The organism is Flavobacterium sp. GNP010, from assembly GCF_056428945.1.
The window spans coordinates 1-16,637 of record NZ_JBWJVK010000007.1; the positions used below are offsets into that span (position 1 = coordinate 1).

15 protein-coding genes are annotated in these 16,637 nt (G+C 35.2%); 5 read left to right on the top strand and 10 right to left on the bottom strand.

Annotated features, from left to right (window positions below):
- Together AC061C_RS03935 and AC061C_RS03940 are read left to right on the top strand one after the other, a co-directional pair.
- The coding region (locus tag AC061C_RS03935; RefSeq protein ID WP_478290127.1) for a hypothetical protein at positions 1 to 319 on the top strand (319 nt) is incomplete at its 5' end.
- Positions 316 to 1,113 (top strand): DUF3078 domain-containing protein, encoded by a 798-nt coding sequence (locus AC061C_RS03940; RefSeq protein WP_478290128.1) that lies wholly within the window; start codon positions 316 to 318, stop codon positions 1,111 to 1,113. The genes AC061C_RS03935 and AC061C_RS03940, both read left to right, overlap by 4 nt.
- A gap of 57 nt (positions 1,114 to 1,170) precedes the next feature.
- On the opposite strand, the gene AC061C_RS03945 is transcribed toward AC061C_RS03940, so the two are convergent.
- From AC061C_RS03945 to AC061C_RS03970, 6 genes are all read right to left on the bottom strand, one after another.
- The gene (locus AC061C_RS03945) at positions 1,171 to 3,831 is read right to left on the bottom strand and encodes a T9SS-dependent M36 family metallopeptidase (protein ID WP_478290129.1); all 2,661 of its coding nucleotides are present in this window, start codon (positions 3,829 to 3,831) and stop codon (positions 1,171 to 1,173) included.
- A gap of 80 nt (positions 3,832 to 3,911) precedes the next feature.
- Complete coding sequence (locus AC061C_RS03950) at positions 3,912 to 5,255, bottom strand: deoxyguanosinetriphosphate triphosphohydrolase (RefSeq protein WP_478290217.1); 1,344 nt, start codon at positions 5,253 to 5,255, stop codon at positions 3,912 to 3,914.
- A gap of 118 nt (positions 5,256 to 5,373) precedes the next feature.
- On the bottom strand, positions 5,374 to 5,841 hold the full coding sequence (locus AC061C_RS03955) for an RDD family protein (RefSeq protein WP_478290130.1): 468 nt from the start codon (positions 5,839 to 5,841) through the stop codon (positions 5,374 to 5,376).
- 412 nt (positions 5,842 to 6,253) lie between these two features.
- Positions 6,254 to 8,668 (bottom strand): ribonucleoside-diphosphate reductase subunit alpha, encoded by a 2,415-nt coding sequence (locus AC061C_RS03960; protein ID WP_478290131.1) that lies wholly within the window; start codon positions 8,666 to 8,668, stop codon positions 6,254 to 6,256.
- A gap of 258 nt (positions 8,669 to 8,926) precedes the next feature.
- On the bottom strand, positions 8,927 to 9,904 hold the full coding sequence (locus AC061C_RS03965) for a ribonucleotide-diphosphate reductase subunit beta (RefSeq protein WP_144889710.1): 978 nt from the start codon (positions 9,902 to 9,904) through the stop codon (positions 8,927 to 8,929).
- A gap of 251 nt (positions 9,905 to 10,155) precedes the next feature.
- On the bottom strand, positions 10,156 to 10,731 hold the full coding sequence (locus AC061C_RS03970) for a DUF3109 family protein (protein WP_309758476.1): 576 nt from the start codon (positions 10,729 to 10,731) through the stop codon (positions 10,156 to 10,158).
- A 269-nt stretch (positions 10,732 to 11,000) separates the two neighbouring features.
- Here AC061C_RS03970 and AC061C_RS03975 point away from each other — a divergent pair, with 269 nt between their 5' ends.
- A complete protein-coding gene (locus AC061C_RS03975; protein ID WP_417945467.1) occupies positions 11,001 to 11,579 on the top strand; it encodes a MarC family protein in 579 nt (192 codons plus the stop codon).
- A gap of 95 nt (positions 11,580 to 11,674) precedes the next feature.
- The gene (locus tag AC061C_RS03980) at positions 11,675 to 11,878 is read left to right on the top strand and encodes a hypothetical protein (protein ID WP_309758472.1); all 204 of its coding nucleotides are present in this window, start codon (positions 11,675 to 11,677) and stop codon (positions 11,876 to 11,878) included.
- A 272-nt stretch (positions 11,879 to 12,150) separates the two neighbouring features.
- Here AC061C_RS03980 and AC061C_RS03985 read toward each other — a convergent pair whose 3' ends face one another.
- Genes AC061C_RS03985 through AC061C_RS03995 form a run of 3 tightly spaced genes read right to left on the bottom strand, consistent with a single transcriptional unit; the run spans position 12,151 to position 14,760 of the window.
- Positions 12,151 to 13,719: a S41 family peptidase gene (locus AC061C_RS03985; RefSeq protein ID WP_478290132.1), complete on the bottom strand. Its 1,569-nt coding sequence runs from the start codon at positions 13,717 to 13,719 to the stop codon at positions 12,151 to 12,153.
- 14 nt (positions 13,720 to 13,733) lie between these two features.
- Positions 13,734 to 14,165 (bottom strand): deoxycytidylate deaminase, encoded by a 432-nt coding sequence (locus AC061C_RS03990; protein WP_417969831.1) that lies wholly within the window; start codon positions 14,163 to 14,165, stop codon positions 13,734 to 13,736.
- Between the two features lies 1 nt (position 14,166).
- On the bottom strand, positions 14,167 to 14,760 hold the full coding sequence (locus tag AC061C_RS03995) for a HupE/UreJ family protein (protein WP_478290133.1): 594 nt from the start codon (positions 14,758 to 14,760) through the stop codon (positions 14,167 to 14,169).
- A 178-nt stretch (positions 14,761 to 14,938) separates the two neighbouring features.
- Between AC061C_RS03995 and AC061C_RS04000 the strand changes: the two genes are divergently transcribed.
- On the top strand, positions 14,939 to 15,370 hold the full coding sequence (locus AC061C_RS04000; protein ID WP_309757407.1) for a TerB family tellurite resistance protein: 432 nt from the start codon (positions 14,939 to 14,941) through the stop codon (positions 15,368 to 15,370).
- A gap of 86 nt (positions 15,371 to 15,456) precedes the next feature.
- On the opposite strand, the gene fbp is transcribed toward AC061C_RS04000, so the two are convergent.
- Complete coding sequence (gene fbp, locus AC061C_RS04005; protein ID WP_309757409.1) at positions 15,457 to 16,476, bottom strand: class 1 fructose-bisphosphatase; 1,020 nt, start codon at positions 16,474 to 16,476, stop codon at positions 15,457 to 15,459.
- Positions 16,477 to 16,637: the final 161 nt, after the last annotated feature.

The following is a 16,637-nucleotide window of genomic DNA, read 5'->3' on the forward strand; positions in this document are numbered from 1 at the left end:
ATTGACGTTAATAGCCTTGAGCAACTCTTTTCAAGTTTTTAAAATAATTATTTTACTGTTTAAAATAAGCTATTCCAAAATGAAATTATCGACTTATTTACTTCTTTTTCTAAACATTACTTTTTCGACTACATGTTTCGCTCAAGAGGAAAAACTCAAATTCTTGCAAGACACAATTGTACCCGTAACCACACTAAAAAATAAGAATAATTTATTATTTGTCCCGCTTCAAATACAAACCAAAACACACTATCTTCCATTTTCTTTTTGGAATAAAAAAATAGTCTCGGATTTGATATTTCCGAAGTTGCCTTTGTGAACTGGAGTGCAGGAGGTACAAGTTCGATTTCAGGATTGTTTAAAGGTAAATTTCATCGAGTGTATACTCGAAGTAATTACAATTGGTCCAATGAATTGATTGTTAAATATGGTTTGAATAAACAAGACGGGATTGCCATCCGAAAAACAGAAGATGCCATTCAGTTCAATTCGACTTTTGGATATCGAAAAGACACGATTTCGACATGGTATCATTCAGCAAAATTAAGTTTCAACACTCAATTTACCAATGGTTTTGCGTATCCAAATACTGAAAAAGCAATCTCAAAACCCTTTGCTCCAGCTTATATTTTTATGGGAGTAGGTGCTGAAAATATCGATAAAGAAAAAAGAAGAGTATTTTATGTATCGCCTTTTACATTAAAAACAACTTTAGTTTTAGATCAACAATTGGCAGATCAAGGCGCTTTTGGTGTTGCAAAAGCAACTTATGACGAAGCAGGAAATCTAATCACCAAGGGACAACAATCAAAGATGGAACTTGGCTTTTTAATCACAAATAAATATAAAAAAGAAATTTTCAAGAATATTAATCTAGAGAATCGCCTCAGCCTATATTCTGATTATATCAACCGTTTTGGAAATATAGATGTAGACTGCGATTTACAAGTAGAGCTTATAGTAAATCAATATGTAAAGGCAAATATAGGCGCACATGTTATTTATGACGATGACATTAAATCCAAAAGAGAAATAGAGGGCGTTCAGGTAACCGAAGGTCCAAAAACTCAATTAAGACAAGCGATTGGAGTAGGGATTGAGTATTTATTCTAAATAAAAAGACCTGAAATATTTGTTATATTTCAGGTCTTTTTTTGTTAACTAATTATTTTAGTTTATAATTATTTTGTCTACATATTTCAAACCTTCTCCCGCAATATCAATCATGTATATACCAGCGCTAAGTTGACTTAAATCAAATGATTTTTCATTACTAAAGGTTACTTTATCCTCGCTATATACTACTCTACCATTAAGATCAACTACTTTTACAGCCACTAATCCGTTATAGTTGTTAATTCGAACTGTTATATTCCCAGTTGATGGATTTGGATACACACGCATCACATTTTCTTGATTAATATCTACTATTCCTAGTGTACAATTTGCTCCTGCAGCAGGTCTGGTAAAGTCTTCCGCTTGATCATTCCCTACATTATTGTCTCCTGCAGATGCGTTTACTCCTAGTCCTCTTGCAGCAAAAACCTCCCAAATCAAACAGAAATCCTTACCCCCGGTAGTAGCTTGATCTGCCGCAATAATAGCATCTCTAGCATCTACAAATGTTGGACTACAAGGTTGTAATTTAAGTCCATCAAGTACAAGTCGCATAATTTTATTGTTCCCTCCAACTCCCGTATATTTGTTATCATCATATCCGTATTTATTGATATACGCCCAAGTTAAATCCCATAACATAGTAGCCCATACCGAACCAACACCGTGAACAGAAGTTTGCACTACGCCTTTGTCGTCTGTAAATTGATAGTCATTTGTATTTATGTAGGTCATTGGGTTCAAAGTCCGATCTGTAGAGTAAACGTAATCTCTAATACCAAGTCCATTTATTGGCTGCGAAGAAACGAAAGTACCAATTCCTCTTTTAGCACCTGGAACATCACCTGGTTTTAATTGCATCATTAATGCGAACCAGTCAGACCAACCCTCACCCATCTGATCCTTATTATCCAAACAAGAAGAGATATTTCTTCCTCCTGCTAAACGAATCGAAATACCATGACCGTATTCGTGAGCAATGATTCCATTATCAAAATCTCCATCAGAATTTATAAACGGCGAACTTCCAATTTGTAATTTAACATTTACAGCAGTACTTTGCATCTGCACAATAATTGAGTCTCCTATTAATTTTGAAACACTTATTGCAGGGATAGTAATTGTAGCATCACTTCCGGACATGGTAAATTCACCATCAGCGTTATTGACAATAATAACTGCAATTGCACCTGCATCTTGAGCCGCTTTGGCCTTAACCACAAAAGTACAAGTCCCTCTCTTCAAAATGACAATTTTTCCATTCATAGCTGCAGAATTCGTAGGAACAGAGCAACCTAGGGAAGTAGAGCCAACATTATCTTGGTATAACACTAAATCAGACTGTAGAAAGGCTGGTGCCACTGGCAAGTCAACTCTCCCTGGGTTGAATGCATTTTGAGTAGCAGCGTAACTCCCCACTAAACTTTCTGGTGAATTAATAATAATTGGCTTAATACTCGGGCTACTATTCCATAAATACATTTGCATTCGTGGTCTTGTACCGTCTTCTGTTTTTGAAAAATTCGCATTATTTAACTTCATTTCAGTAGCCAAAGAACCATCTTGAGCATCGCCTAACACATAATCTAAAGGGGTACCGCCCCGCCCATAATTATTGTTTTGAAAATTTCCATTTACTTCGTCAAAACCATATTGGTACCAAACATCATGCATTATATTATTCATATAAAATAAATTGGTATTTGCAGCATCGATATAACTTGAAGCACTAACACCCGTTCCTCCATACGGAAAATCAAATAATAAATCGGAACCGCCATCTGGACTTAATCCAGAAGTAGAATTATTCCCAAAAAAATCATCTTTAGCCCAAACATTGTTGCCTCTTGTAATCGTATACTCTACACCAGCGGAGCCATTTGTATCATGCCATCCATGAGGCGATGCTTTAGCGTTTGATGGATTCGTAATTAATTGAAACGAACTGTGATCGGGACTAGTCGCATTAAACGGTATAACACGGTATGATCCATTCTGTACTTGAGGAGCGACTGGTGAAAATATTTGCTTGTACGCGACATTAGAAACAACAGAAGATACAGTATTCTCAGCTTTATAACTCTTGTTGTGATCAAAACTACAAGAAATGACTTGGTTATTTTTTTCTAACATTTTACCATTCAAAGCATCTATTCGAACACTCCAAATTGCATCATGTGTGCTTGTATGTATTGTAAAATTCCAAGCTAACCTTAAAGTACCATCATTGGCTTGGTGGTAAACTAAATTGGTTGCAACTGGATCTTCTATCCCCAACCCATTACTAAGCTTGAATTTATTTCCACTTGATTTTTCTAGAATTGTAGGTGGACTTTTTGCCGTTATTCCTAGTTGAAAATATGCTTTTCCTAATGCATCTGTTGCCGACAATACAGGTGAAATTGCATTGACCTTTTTACTAACATCACTTACTAACTGCTTTTGAACATTGATGACTTTCCCTTGTTTGATTAAGAAATTAGATACTCTTCTAAATATCTCTATCCCATTATACCTTTGTACTACGAAACAATTATCAATATTGGTAGTAGATGAGGAATTCTCACTTTGAATCTCCCAATCACTTAATTCGCGATTCAAATTACTACTTCTGGCCTCAGGACCATTTAAATAATTTTGAATTATTTGCTTATTCGATTGCGAAAAAACTAATAATGGAGCTATAAAAACAAGGAAAAGTAAAATTTTTTTCATAAAAAACCATAGATAAGTGAATAGTTTACAAATCTAAGTGATTTATCCAGAATAACAAATATTTTAATAGCGCACAATTGTTAATTTTTAGCTGCAGTGATCGTTTTGTAATACAATAGTGCATTTCCGTCTGTCAATAGCGAGATAAAATGGCAAATGTGTAATAATCTACTATACAAGTCCTCTTTCTCTAAATGATGTTTCTCAGGCAGTATTTTTAAAATGAGAGCATCGTAATTTGATGCATTCTCGTTGTATTTATTATTAAAAGCGGTAATAAATTTATCTAACAACGTTTGTATAATTTGATAGCCTACAATTTCTTTTTCGACGACTTCGCGACTCTGATAAATATTATTCACACTAATCTTTATAATATCGTCCATTTGTGCTTTGTACTTGCTTTTATCCATAATTGCAAAAGGAAATTTCCCTTCCAGAATTAATGCTTCATTTTCGACAAATACTTTTACAGCATCATTAATTAAACTTCCTATTGCTAAGGCGCGCAAATAGCTAATTCGATCTTCTTTAGTCTCAAGTGTTTTGTACTTGGAAGTGTCAATACTGTCTTTGACAAGTTTTATCAAATATTCTAAAGCAAAATCTTCAGAAACGAGTCCTAAATTGATACCATCTTCAAAATCGATGATGGTATAACAAATATCATCTGCCGCCTCAACGAGATACGCCAAAGGATGGCGTTCATACCCCATATCTAAGCCTGATTTATTCGGAATCAAGCCCATGTCCTGTGCTACTTCTTGAAAAAAAGCTTTGTCTGTTTGAAAAAAACCATATTTTTTGTCCGCAATATTTTTGGTTGGTTTTTTAGGCAAACTCTCTTTTGGATATTTCATAAAAGCACCAAGAGTAGCATACGAAATACGAAGTCCTCCTTCAATTCCAGGACGACTTGCGGTAAGTACCGAAAAACCATTAGCATTGCCTTCAAAATCAATTAAATCTTGCCACTCTTTTGCCGTAAGTTGATCTTTGTATTTTTGTCCGTTTCCTATCGAAAAATACTCTCCAATAGCTTTTTCACCCGAATGTCCAAAAGGCGGATTCCCAATATCGTGCGCCAATGATGCTGCAGCTACAATTGCCCCAAAATCATTCATGTGATAACCGTGTACTTCTTTTAAATGAGGGTATTTTGCAATGATTTTTTTTCCTACCAAACGACCCAGAGAACGGCCAACGACTGATACTTCCAGACTATGTGTTAATCTAGTATGCACAAAATCAGTTTTGGATAATGGAATAACTTGTGTTTTATCTTGTAAACTTCTAAACGCCGAAGAAAAAATGATTCGATCATAATCTACCTCAAAACCCAAACGGGTATCGTCTTGTTCTACGCGTAATCGTTTGCCTTTGTCGCCTTGACGTTTAAGTGATAAAAGTTGTTCCCAGTTCATCATTGCTACTGTAATTTTCTAGTTTTTAAGGAGCGAATATAAAGAAAAAGAACCCAGTAGAAACAAAAAAAGCAGTCTAAAATAACTGCTTATATGCCCTAAGAACAACATTACAGGTTTACAATTTCGCCTTTGCTAAAAATTCATGCTTATTGACCACATAAGTTACGGATAGTGTATCATGCCAACCTCTTGAATTGCTGTTAAAAAATGAGAATATTTCAACAGGAATAAATCGCACTAAGGTTCTAATAAGTGTACTTTTTAGATTTGGTTTGCCGCCATTATGCTTTACAACTAGTGTTTTAGTAAAGTACTTCCCAAAAGTTCTGGATAAATAAAACTCCATAATGAAATAGTAAAAAAACATCACTATCAGTCCAAACAAGGCGTTTTCTGTGGGTGACAAACTGACAATCCAATCTGCTACTTGATAATTCCCTGTTACAACTCCTATCCCGTTTATGAGCGCTCCAATTCCTATTGTGAACAAGTAAACAATAAACAAATCAATGAGCACGTTTAAAAATCGCTTGGTTTTGGAAGCTAATAAATCCGCCGAAATAGTTAGTTCTGTAGTTTCCATGGTTATTTTTTTAAGGGTATTTTGCTACTTCGTAAAGTAATGTGGCAGTTTTGCAGTTAAATATGTGTTATATATGTACAAAGGTACACCTACATACAACTCATGAAGTTACACTATTTTAAGAGAGTGTTTCGAAATTCGCACTTTAAGGTTCTAAAACCAATCCTTTTGCGAGACTCCAACTCAAAACACGTATCACTATAACTATCAAAGGCCTTTTCAAAATCCTCAATTCTTAGCCCTGATAGCAGTGGAAATCCTTATATGCCGGTCCCGAAACCTCGGGATGGCGTATAAGATTGTAACGAATAGCAGGAAATAGCTCCAAAAAAAAATCGCCCTCCTTACATATTAAGGAGAACGATTTTATTAAAACTTTGACAACAGTACTATGTCTTGGTTTAGTATTTAACTACGATCCACACATTTCACAATCTTCTGGACCTGCATTTTTAGCTAGTTCGATCATGGCTCTGTATTCCGCTGCAGTCATTTCTACAGGTTCGGCTACAACAGGGATAGCAATGGGTTGTTCTTTAATAACAATAGGTTCTACTTTTTTATCGTTGTTTAAGGTAAATTTAATAGCATCAACGGCAGCTTTTGTTCTTAAATAATACATTCCGGTTTTAAGACCTGATTGCCAAGCATAAAAGTGCATGGAAGTTAATTTTGCATAATTAGCATTTTGCATGAACAAGTTCAATGATTGCGACTGATCTACAAAATACCCACGCTGGCGTGACATGTCAATGATATCCTTCATAGACATTTCCCAAACGGTTTTGTAAAGGTCTTTTAAATCCTGAGGAATATCAAGCGCTTGCACCGATCCGTTATTACGCATTAACTCTTGTTTCAGGGTTTCGTTCCACAAGCCACGCTCTACTAAATCGTGAAGCAAGTGTTTGTTTACCACAATAAACTCACCCGAAAGTACACGTCTGGTATAAATATTTGAAGTATAAGGCTCGAATGCTTCGTTGTTACCCAAAATTTGAGATGTAGATGCGGTTGGCATTGGCGCTACCAATAAAGAGTTACGAACACCGTGCTCCATAACTTCTTTACGAAGCGAAGCCCAATCCCAACGTCCTGATAAATCACCATCGGTTAATCCCCATAAATTGTACTGAAATTCTCCTTGCGAAATAGGCGATCCTTCATAACTTGAATATGGTCCTTCTTCTTTAGCCATTTCCATTGATGCTGTTACTGCTGCAAAGTACATGGTTTCAAAAATCTCTTGATTCAGTTTTTTAGCCTCGTCACTTGTAAATGGCATACGCAACATGATAAATGCGTCTGCAAGTCCTTGCACACCTAAACCAATTGGACGGTGGCGTTTATTAGAGTTTTCTCCTTCTTTAACCGGATAATAATTCCTGTCAATTACTTTATTTAAGTTACGCGTTACACGCTTAGTTACTGTATAAAACAAATCGTGATTGAATGCTCCGTTTTCAACAAACATCGGCAATGACAACGAAGCCAAGTTACATACTGCAATTTCATCTTTAGAAGTAAACTCCATAATCTCAGTACACAAATTCGACGAACGAATAGTACCTAGATTTTTTTGGTTTGATTTGCGGTTGGCTGCATCTTTATACAACATGTAAGGTGTTCCGGTCTCAATTTGCGACTCTAGGATTTTCTCCCACAATTCATGCGCTTTGATGGTTTTTCTACCTTTACCTGCTTTTTCATAATCAGTGTACATTTTTTCAAACTCTTCTCCATGCACATCATACAAGCCCGGACATTCGTTAGGACACATTAAGGTCCATAATCCATCTTCTTGCACACGTTTCATGAATAAATCCGAAGTCCACATCGCAAAAAACAAATCTCTTGCACGCATTTCTTCTTTTCCTGTATTCTTTTTCAAGTCTAAGAAATCAAAGATATCAGCATGCCAGGTTTCTATATAAATAGCAAAACTTCCTTTACGTTTTCCGCCTCCTTGATCTACGTAACGAGCCGTATCATTAAACACACGCAACATCGGAACAATCCCGTTTGAGGTTCCGTTAGTTCCACGAATGTACGATCCTGTAGCTCTTACGTTGTGAATTGAAAGTCCAATTCCACCTGCTGATTGCGAAATTTTAGCCGTTTGTTTCAACGTATCATAAATCCCATCAATACTGTCATCTTGCATTGCCAATAGGAAACAGCTCGACATTTGAGGTTTTGGAGTACCCGCATTAAATAAGGTAGGCGTAGCATGGGTAAAGAATTTTTTCGACATTAAGTCGTAAGTTTCAATAACCGATTTCAAGTCATCTAAATGGATTCCCACCGATACACGCATCAACATATGCTGCGGACGCTCTACAATTTTACCGTTTATTTTAAGCAAATACGATCTTTCTAGTGTTTTAAAACCAAAATAATCGTAGTTGAAATCTCTGTTGTATATAATGTGCGAGTCTAAAAACTCAGCGTTATCCATAATCACTTTATGCACTTCCTCAGATAGTAACGGAGCGTATTGACCGTTTCTTGGGTTTACATAATTAAACATATCATTCATCGTCTCAGAGAATGATTTCTTAGTATTCGAATGTAAATTTGAGATCGCAATACGAGCCGCCAACTGTGCGTAATCTGGGTGCGCAATGGTCATTGAGGCAGCAGTTTCGGCAGCAAGATTATCTAATTCTGATGTTGAAACCCCATCATAAAGCCCTTCAATAACACGCATTGCTACTTTTACAGCATCTACTAAATCATTCAAACCATAGCATAGTTTTTTAATCCTATCTGTGATTTTGTCAAACATCACTGGCTCTTTGTGCCCGTCTCTTTTTACTACGTACATACTTTTTCTTTTTTTTAAAACAGAAAATCCCTTCGCTGTTTTTAGTTATTTGTTTATTATTTCGCAGCATGACCACCACAACTTTTGTGGCAGCAACTACTATTGGTGGGTACTGATTTGGCATAAAGTTCAGTTTCTTTATTTTCGGGAGCTTATCCCGCTGTCATTCCAATCTTTTTAGTCCTGAGAAAAATCAGGACTAGAAAGGATTTTCCCTTCCATCGGGGCTAGGAAGGTAGTAGGTATATTCAAAACCGATTAAAAATCGGCGTCGAAGGTAATTTTTTGTGCTTCTTCATCGGTATTCATTACACCTGCTTTTTGGTATTCAGCTACTTTTTTCTCGAAGAAATTGGTTTTTCCTTGCAATGAAATCATATCCATAAAATCAAAAGGATTCGCTGTGTTGTATTCTCTGTCGCAACCTAATTCTACTAATAAACGATCCGCCACAAACTCCAAGTACTGTGTCATCAATCCTGCGTTCATTCCTATTAAAGAAACCGGAAGAGACTCCGTGATAAACTCTCTTTCAATATTCAAAGCATCCACAATAATTTCTCTAATTCTATCTTTTGGCACTTTGTTAACCAAGTGGTGGTTGTGCAAGTGCACGGCAAAGTCACAATGCACCCCTTCATCACGAGAAATCAACTCATTCGAAAAGGTGAGTCCTGGCATTAAGCCACGTTTTTTCAACCAGTAAATAGAACAAAATGCACCTGAGAAAAAGATACCTTCTACCGCTGCAAAAGCAATCAAACGCTCTGCAAACGAATCCGATTCAATCCATTTCAAAGCCCAGTCTGCTTTTTTCTTAATAGCAGGAAAAACTTCAAGTGCATTGAACAACTCATCTTTCTCTGCTTCGTCTTTCACGTAAGTATCAATTAATAACGAGTACGTTTCGCTATGAATGTTTTCCATCATGATTTGAAAGCCATAAAAAAACTTTGCCTCAGCATATTGTACCTCGTTTACAAAATTCTCTGCCAAATTTTCGTTTACAATCCCATCCGAAGCAGCAAAAAATGCTAATATGTGTTTTACAAAATAACGCTCCTCATCCGAAAGTTTGTTATTCCAGTCATTCAAATCTTGTGATAAATCGATCTCCTCCGCAGTCCAAAAACTAGCTTCCATCTTTTTATACCACTCCCAAATATCATGATGTTTGATCGGAAAAATCACGAAACGATTCTTATTCTCTTGCAATATTGGTTCCACTTGTGTCATTTTATTTTTTTATTTTGTTGTGATTTTAACGAAATTTTATGCTTTCTGGGGATTACAAAGGTTGTAAAATATTGCCGGAATTGAAAGCCAAACTTATCCACAATCGCCACTAGTTTTTAACAAAGAGAAAAAAAAGTCAGCGAAATTTTATAAATTATAAAAAACTGAAAATCAGTATTTTATAATTCACAAAGGGCTCTTAAGTACTGTAAAATATAGGATTTTAAAATAGAAAACAAGAACTTTTTTATCTATTTTGAATTGTTTTTATACTCTTCTGCAACCGTTTCTAACTCCGCGTACCAGTCCTCACCAAATTTTCTAACCAACGCTTCTTTGACAAATTTATAAACAGGTACTTCCAACTCCTGACCTAAGGAACAGGCCGGATCACAAATATCCCATTTGTCATAATTAACGGCAGCAAACTCCGTGAAATCTTTTACACGTATTGGATACAAATGACAGGAAACCGGTTTTTTCCAATCGATTATCCCTTGATTGTAGGCTTGCTCGATCCCACACAAAGCGGTTTTGCCATCAAAAATGACATAAGCACAATCTTTATTATCAATAAGTGGCGTTTCAAGATCACCATCGGTACCTACGGTCCAAGTTCCTTGCGCTTCGATAGCAGCAATTCCTTGTTTGCGTAAAAATGGTTTTACCTTAGGATAAATTTCTTCTAAGATCTTGGTTTCCTCCACGCTCAAAGGAGCACCCGCATCCCCATCAACGCAACAAGCACCTTTACAGGCCGACAAATTGCAAACAAAATCTTTTCCGAGTATGTCTTCTGAGACGATGGTTTTTCCTAATTGAAACATTCTTTTGGGGGAGTGAGATTATAAAGTGCAAAGGTAATCAAAGTAACTTGTAAATTTCTGGGAACAAACCAACTTTAACTTTTAAAAAAACCAGAGAAAAAATTAAATTACAATAGGACACAACCCAATAATAGTACCCATTACAAGAATTCTAAAGCCCCGATTTGTCCAAAAAAAAGTCTCTAAAAAAAGGAATCAGAATTAGTGTAATAAAATATAATTGTTGTCAAAAATCTAGTGAAAATCGTAACTTTGCAAACAAAAAAGCTATGTTTAACATCGATTTTAGAGAAATAATTACAGTTGGAATGGTGCTTTTTGCAGTAATTGATATCGTAGGAACTATTCCTATTATTGTTGATTTAAGATCAAAGCATGGGCATATTGAATCTGAAAAAGCGTCTATCGTAGCTGGTATTATTATGATTGTTTTCCTTTTTGTGGGAGAAGAATTATTGAACTTAATAGGAATTGATGTGAACTCATTTGCCGTTGCTGGTTCTTTTGTGTTGTTCTTTTTGGCACTCGAAATGATTTTAGGTATTCGTATTTACCGTGATGAGGAAGCGAGCTCTGCCTCTATTGTGCCATTAGCATTCCCACTTATTGCTGGAGCAGGAACAATGACAACTTTACTTTCCTTACGATCTCAGTTTTCGACTATAAACATTGTTATTGCCATATTTTTAAATATTATCCTCGTTTACATTGTATTGAAATCATCTTCTAAAATCGAAAAAATACTTGGAGAGAATGGGCTTGGAGTGATCCGAAAAACATTTGGAGTAGTACTTCTGGCAATAGCTGTTAAATTATTCGCCGCGAATGTTAAAGGTTTGTTCGTATAAGATAAATTTTTATAAATTTACTCCCTAAAATATTTTCAAAAGAAAATTCAATTTTCGATTCAAAACTTTTTTACATCAAAAAAACAAAACATATTATGAAAATTTTCACTAACATCTTGGTGTTATTAGCAGTAGCGCTAATCATATTTAATGTTACTTTATTGGATTATAGAAATCCATTTCAAGGAGATAGCGTAGTTGCTTTTATTGGAATTGCAGCTTCTTTATGTGCTGTTTTGATTCTTTTAATTTTAAAAACAGCCAAAAAGATTGAAGAGAAATCAAATGAGCAACTGTAACACTATTTGATGTTCTTCTAATCAACACAGGCATTTTAGAAATAGTGTACACACTGGTATTGGGCTCTATAAAAACAGATCCTTTATCACGCACAAAAGGTTTGGCCTATTCAATTATCAAAAAATTTCTTCGATTTAAGACACACTTTTTGATATTTCGAAACTTGGGGTTTCGTTGTTAATCATTATCAAAAACCCAACAGCATAGTAAAGGCACCATACAACCCCTTCGAACTTACTATATTTCTTTCTGAGAAAAATAAGGCGGACAATTATTTGACAGTTGCCTTAACCATCGCGTCTTCTTTTAAAATAATTTGATAATAATAGCTTTCCCCGTATAATTGTCGAGCAAATTCAGCAGCCAAATATCTTTTGACCAACGACTTGCTTTTTCCAAAATTCAAATCCAAGCCGTTTCCTGAAATAAATTTCTGAAACAAATTAAAATACACATCGGTTTGATTCATTTTTACTTTGAATTGCTCAAAGCTAAGACCATTAAAAGCGCTTCTATTTTTATCTAATTGTACAAAAACAAAATTACCCAGAATTCCTGACTGCAGTAAGTAAGCCGTACTTTCATTACCATGCTCTACTTCAAGCGGTACAAAAACATCAGGCACTATTCCTCCGCCGCCGTATACAATTTTACCTTTTTTTGTCTTGAATTTTAATGTATCAGCAACTTTAATGCTATCTTTTTCATACAATTCTCCATTTCCAAAACGAGACTCTGATTCCTTAAAGTAAGCCTCATTGCCTTTCGAATAGGGCTTTTGAATAGAACGTCCCGTTGGTGTGTAATACCTTGCAATGGTCAATCGAACCGCTGAACCATCCGCAAAATCCATTTCTCGCTGTACCAATCCTTTTCCAAAAGAACGACGACCCACTATGGTTCCTCGATCATTATCCTGAATGGCTCCTGCAAGAATTTCACTGGCCGAAGCGCTATTTTCGTTTATTAAAACAAATACATTTCCGTTTTCAAAACTGCCTTTTTTGGTTGCAAATGTCTTGTCTATCTTCCCATTTTTATTTTTGGTGAAAACTATCAATTGCTTATCCATTAATAGCTCATCGGCAATAGCAATCGCTTCTTCCATGTAACCACCACCATTATCTCGCACATCAATTACAAGTGATTTTGCCCCTTGCTTTTTGAGTTTAGCCAAACCTGCCATAAACTCTCTGTAGGTAGTTTCTGCAAATCTATTTATTTTTATATATCCCGTTTGATTGCTCAACAGTAAGGCTGCATCTACACTTTTCAGCGGAATAACATCTCTTTTTATTTTTATTTTAAGTTTTTTGCCTTCTGATTTTCTGAAGATCGTAAGTTCAATATCTGAACCTACCGTTCCTTTTAGTTTAGAAAACAAACTATCACTTGGCAGTTTACGCCCAAATAATTTCGTTTTATCAGCATACAAAATACGGTCTCCAGCTTTTATTCCAGCTTTTGCCGAAGGGCCATTCTCTACTGGTTTGATAACTGCAACAGAGTCGTTGTACATGTAAAAGTTTACGCCTATTCCCACGAAATTTCCTTGCATACTCTCCACCACTTCTAGTTGGTCACTCGGCGGAATATAAACAGAATGGGGATCAAGCTGCGCCAAAATATTATCTACGGTCAAATTGACAATCGAATCTGTGTTGACATTATCTACATATTCATTATCTATAAAATCGATGAGTTTATTGAGCTTGCTTCTCGAATTATTTCTATTTGAAAAGTCAGCAACATTAGGAAAATTCAACATTCCACCCAATACAAAACCCAGAGCGAGTGTTGCAAAAATAAGAATGGGCAAATATTTTAGATTATTTTTCATGTAAAGTCACCATTTTACTCTTCTAATACTGGAATATGCTCCACCTCTACTCCTGCTTTTATTAAGAACTGAATCCCAGAATCATCGCGATACCCATTGTGATACACCACTCTTTTTATTCCAGATTGATGAATTAATTTGCTGCATTCTTTACAAGGCGAAAGTGTGATATATAACGTTGCTCCCTCACAGGACTGGGTAGATCGTGCAACTTTCAGGATGGCATTTGCTTCAGCATGCAAAACATCCCAACGCGTTAATCCTTCTTCATCTTCACAGCAATTTTCAAAACCGCTTGGAGTTCCATTATACCCATCAGAAATTATCATACGATCCCGCACAATAATTGCTCCCACTTGCTTGCGCTTGCAATACGATAATAAACTCCATTCTTTTGCAATCCTTAAATACGCTTTATCGTATTTATTCAATTTTTTTTCACTCATTTTATCTGATCCAGATTTCACTTTGTATTATTAAAGGAATTACTAATCCTATTATAAAGGCTGACATTACTAGAGTCCAATCGCGTTTGGAGAATCTAAAAATGGTTTGAACTATATAGGACACTATCAAAACTACAAAAACAACAACAATTTGTGCTGCTTCAATACCCAATGCAAACTCAGATAGCGGTAGTATTTTTGAGGTTGCATCACCTCCCAATATCGATTTGAAATAATTTGAAAAACCCAACCCATGAATTATTCCAAAAAAAAGCGTAATAAAAAAAACCAAATTTATACTCTCTTTTTTACTGGATTTTCCCGCTGTAAAAAGGTTGAACAAGGCTGTTATTAGAATTGTTATCGGAATTAATAATTCTACAACATTTACTTTAATCGCAATTATTCCAAAAACAGAAAGCAACAAAGCCATCGTGTGTCCAATAGTAAATAGTGTTACTAGTAGGACTATTCTTTTCCAATCTTTAAAAGTAAAAGGAATTGCTAATGCTATCAAAAACAAAACATGATCATACGCGTGAATGTCTAAAACGTGTTTTAATCCAATTTGAAAGTAAATCCAAAACTCTGACATGATTACAATATTAGGTTGCTATAGGGTTTGTAAACTTACGATTAATTTTGAAAATGAGTGATTTCATTATTTAAAATAAATGCACTTCAAGTGAGATCAATTCCAAAAAAAATATAAAAAATTTAAAATCATTAATTTAAAAATAGATTTATCTTTGTAAGATAAAAAAACAACAACTATGTCATTTTCAGATTTATTTGATAGCGAATTCAAACAAAGGAATAAAGGTCATTTTTCAGCTATTGTTCGTGTAGCTCTTGCTGACGATACGTTTACTCCAGAAGAGAAATTATTTTTAGACAAACTGGCTGTTCGATTGGAAATTTCTCCAGCAGAATATGAAGAAATTTTAGAAAATCCTTTAAAATATCCTATAAACCCTCCTTATTTGCACGAGCAAAAACTAGAACGTTTATTTGATTTAGCACGAATGGTGCATGTAGATCATCATCTTGGTGATATACAAGAATTATTGTTAAGAAAATTTGGAGTGGCACTTGGTTTCAATGCTGAAAATGTAAATTATATTGTACACAAAGCCCTCACGCTCGTGGACAAAAAAGTAGATTTAGACACGTTCCTTTTCGAAATGCAAAACATGAATAAGTAATTCTAAAGCATAAAAATACCCCAAATAGCATCAGCTTTTTGGGGTACTTTTTTTACATTTCGAAAGTTTTTGTATTAAAATCTTTTTTAGTACTTGCTTAGTTTTGCTTTGTACATGAATTCTTCTGCTTTTTCAACCATGTTGTAACTTCCGCAAAAGAACGGCACTCTTTCATGCAATTCTGTAGGCTCAATCTCCATGATTCTATTAAAACCGTCTGAAGCTTTTCCTCCTGCTTGTTCTGTAATAAATGCTAGTGGATTGCACTCATATAGCAAACGCAATTTTCCTTTTGGTGCTTTAGAACTGGTAGGATATAAATAAATTCCACCTTTAATCATATTTCTGTGAATATCTGAAACCAGACTTCCAATATATCTCGAAGTATACGGTCTGTCTCCTTCCTCAAACTGACAATATTTTATGTAATCTTTTACCCCTTGCGGAAAATGAACATAATTCCCTTCATTTATAGAATAAATATGACCGTCTGTTGGGAATTTCATTTTAGGATGCGATAAATAAAAAGTTCCAATGGCAGGATTCAATGTAAATCCATTAACTCCATGACCAGTAGTATAGACTAACATCGTAGAGGTTCCGTAAATTACATATCCCGCAGCAACCTGATTGATTCCCGGCTGTAGAAAATCTTCAAGAGTAACTGGAGTTCCTATTGGAGTAACTCTTCTATAAACTGAAAATATAGTTCCAACAGAAACATTAACATCAATATTTGAAGAGCCGTCAAGCGGATCCATCAAGACCACATATTTGTTGTTATGACTGTTATCGCTTCCTTCTACTGTGATAAAATCATCATTTTCTTCAGAGGCAATCCCACATACAATTTCACGATTTATAAGCGTTTGAATAAACACTTCATTAGCGTAAACATCCAATTTTTGTTGGTCTTCCCCTTGTATGTTTTGTTCTCCAGCTGCCCCAACAATATCAACCAGTCCAGCTTTATTTACTTTGTAATTGACTACTTTGGCGGCCAAACGAATAGAGTTAATAATTCGGGATAATTCGCCTGATGAATATTGAAAAGCATTTTGATTCTCAATGATAAATTCTCCTAGTGTTTTGTTGCGTTCTTCCATTACGAAATCGATGTAGTTATTTTGAAGTCACAAATATCGTTTTTTTTGTGAAAACAATTTGAATACTATTTATTTACTTTGGCACTATTGTATATTTGCTGAATAAAACTCAAAATAAATAAGTAAAAATGTAATAAAAATGCATTTATGAATCATTAAAA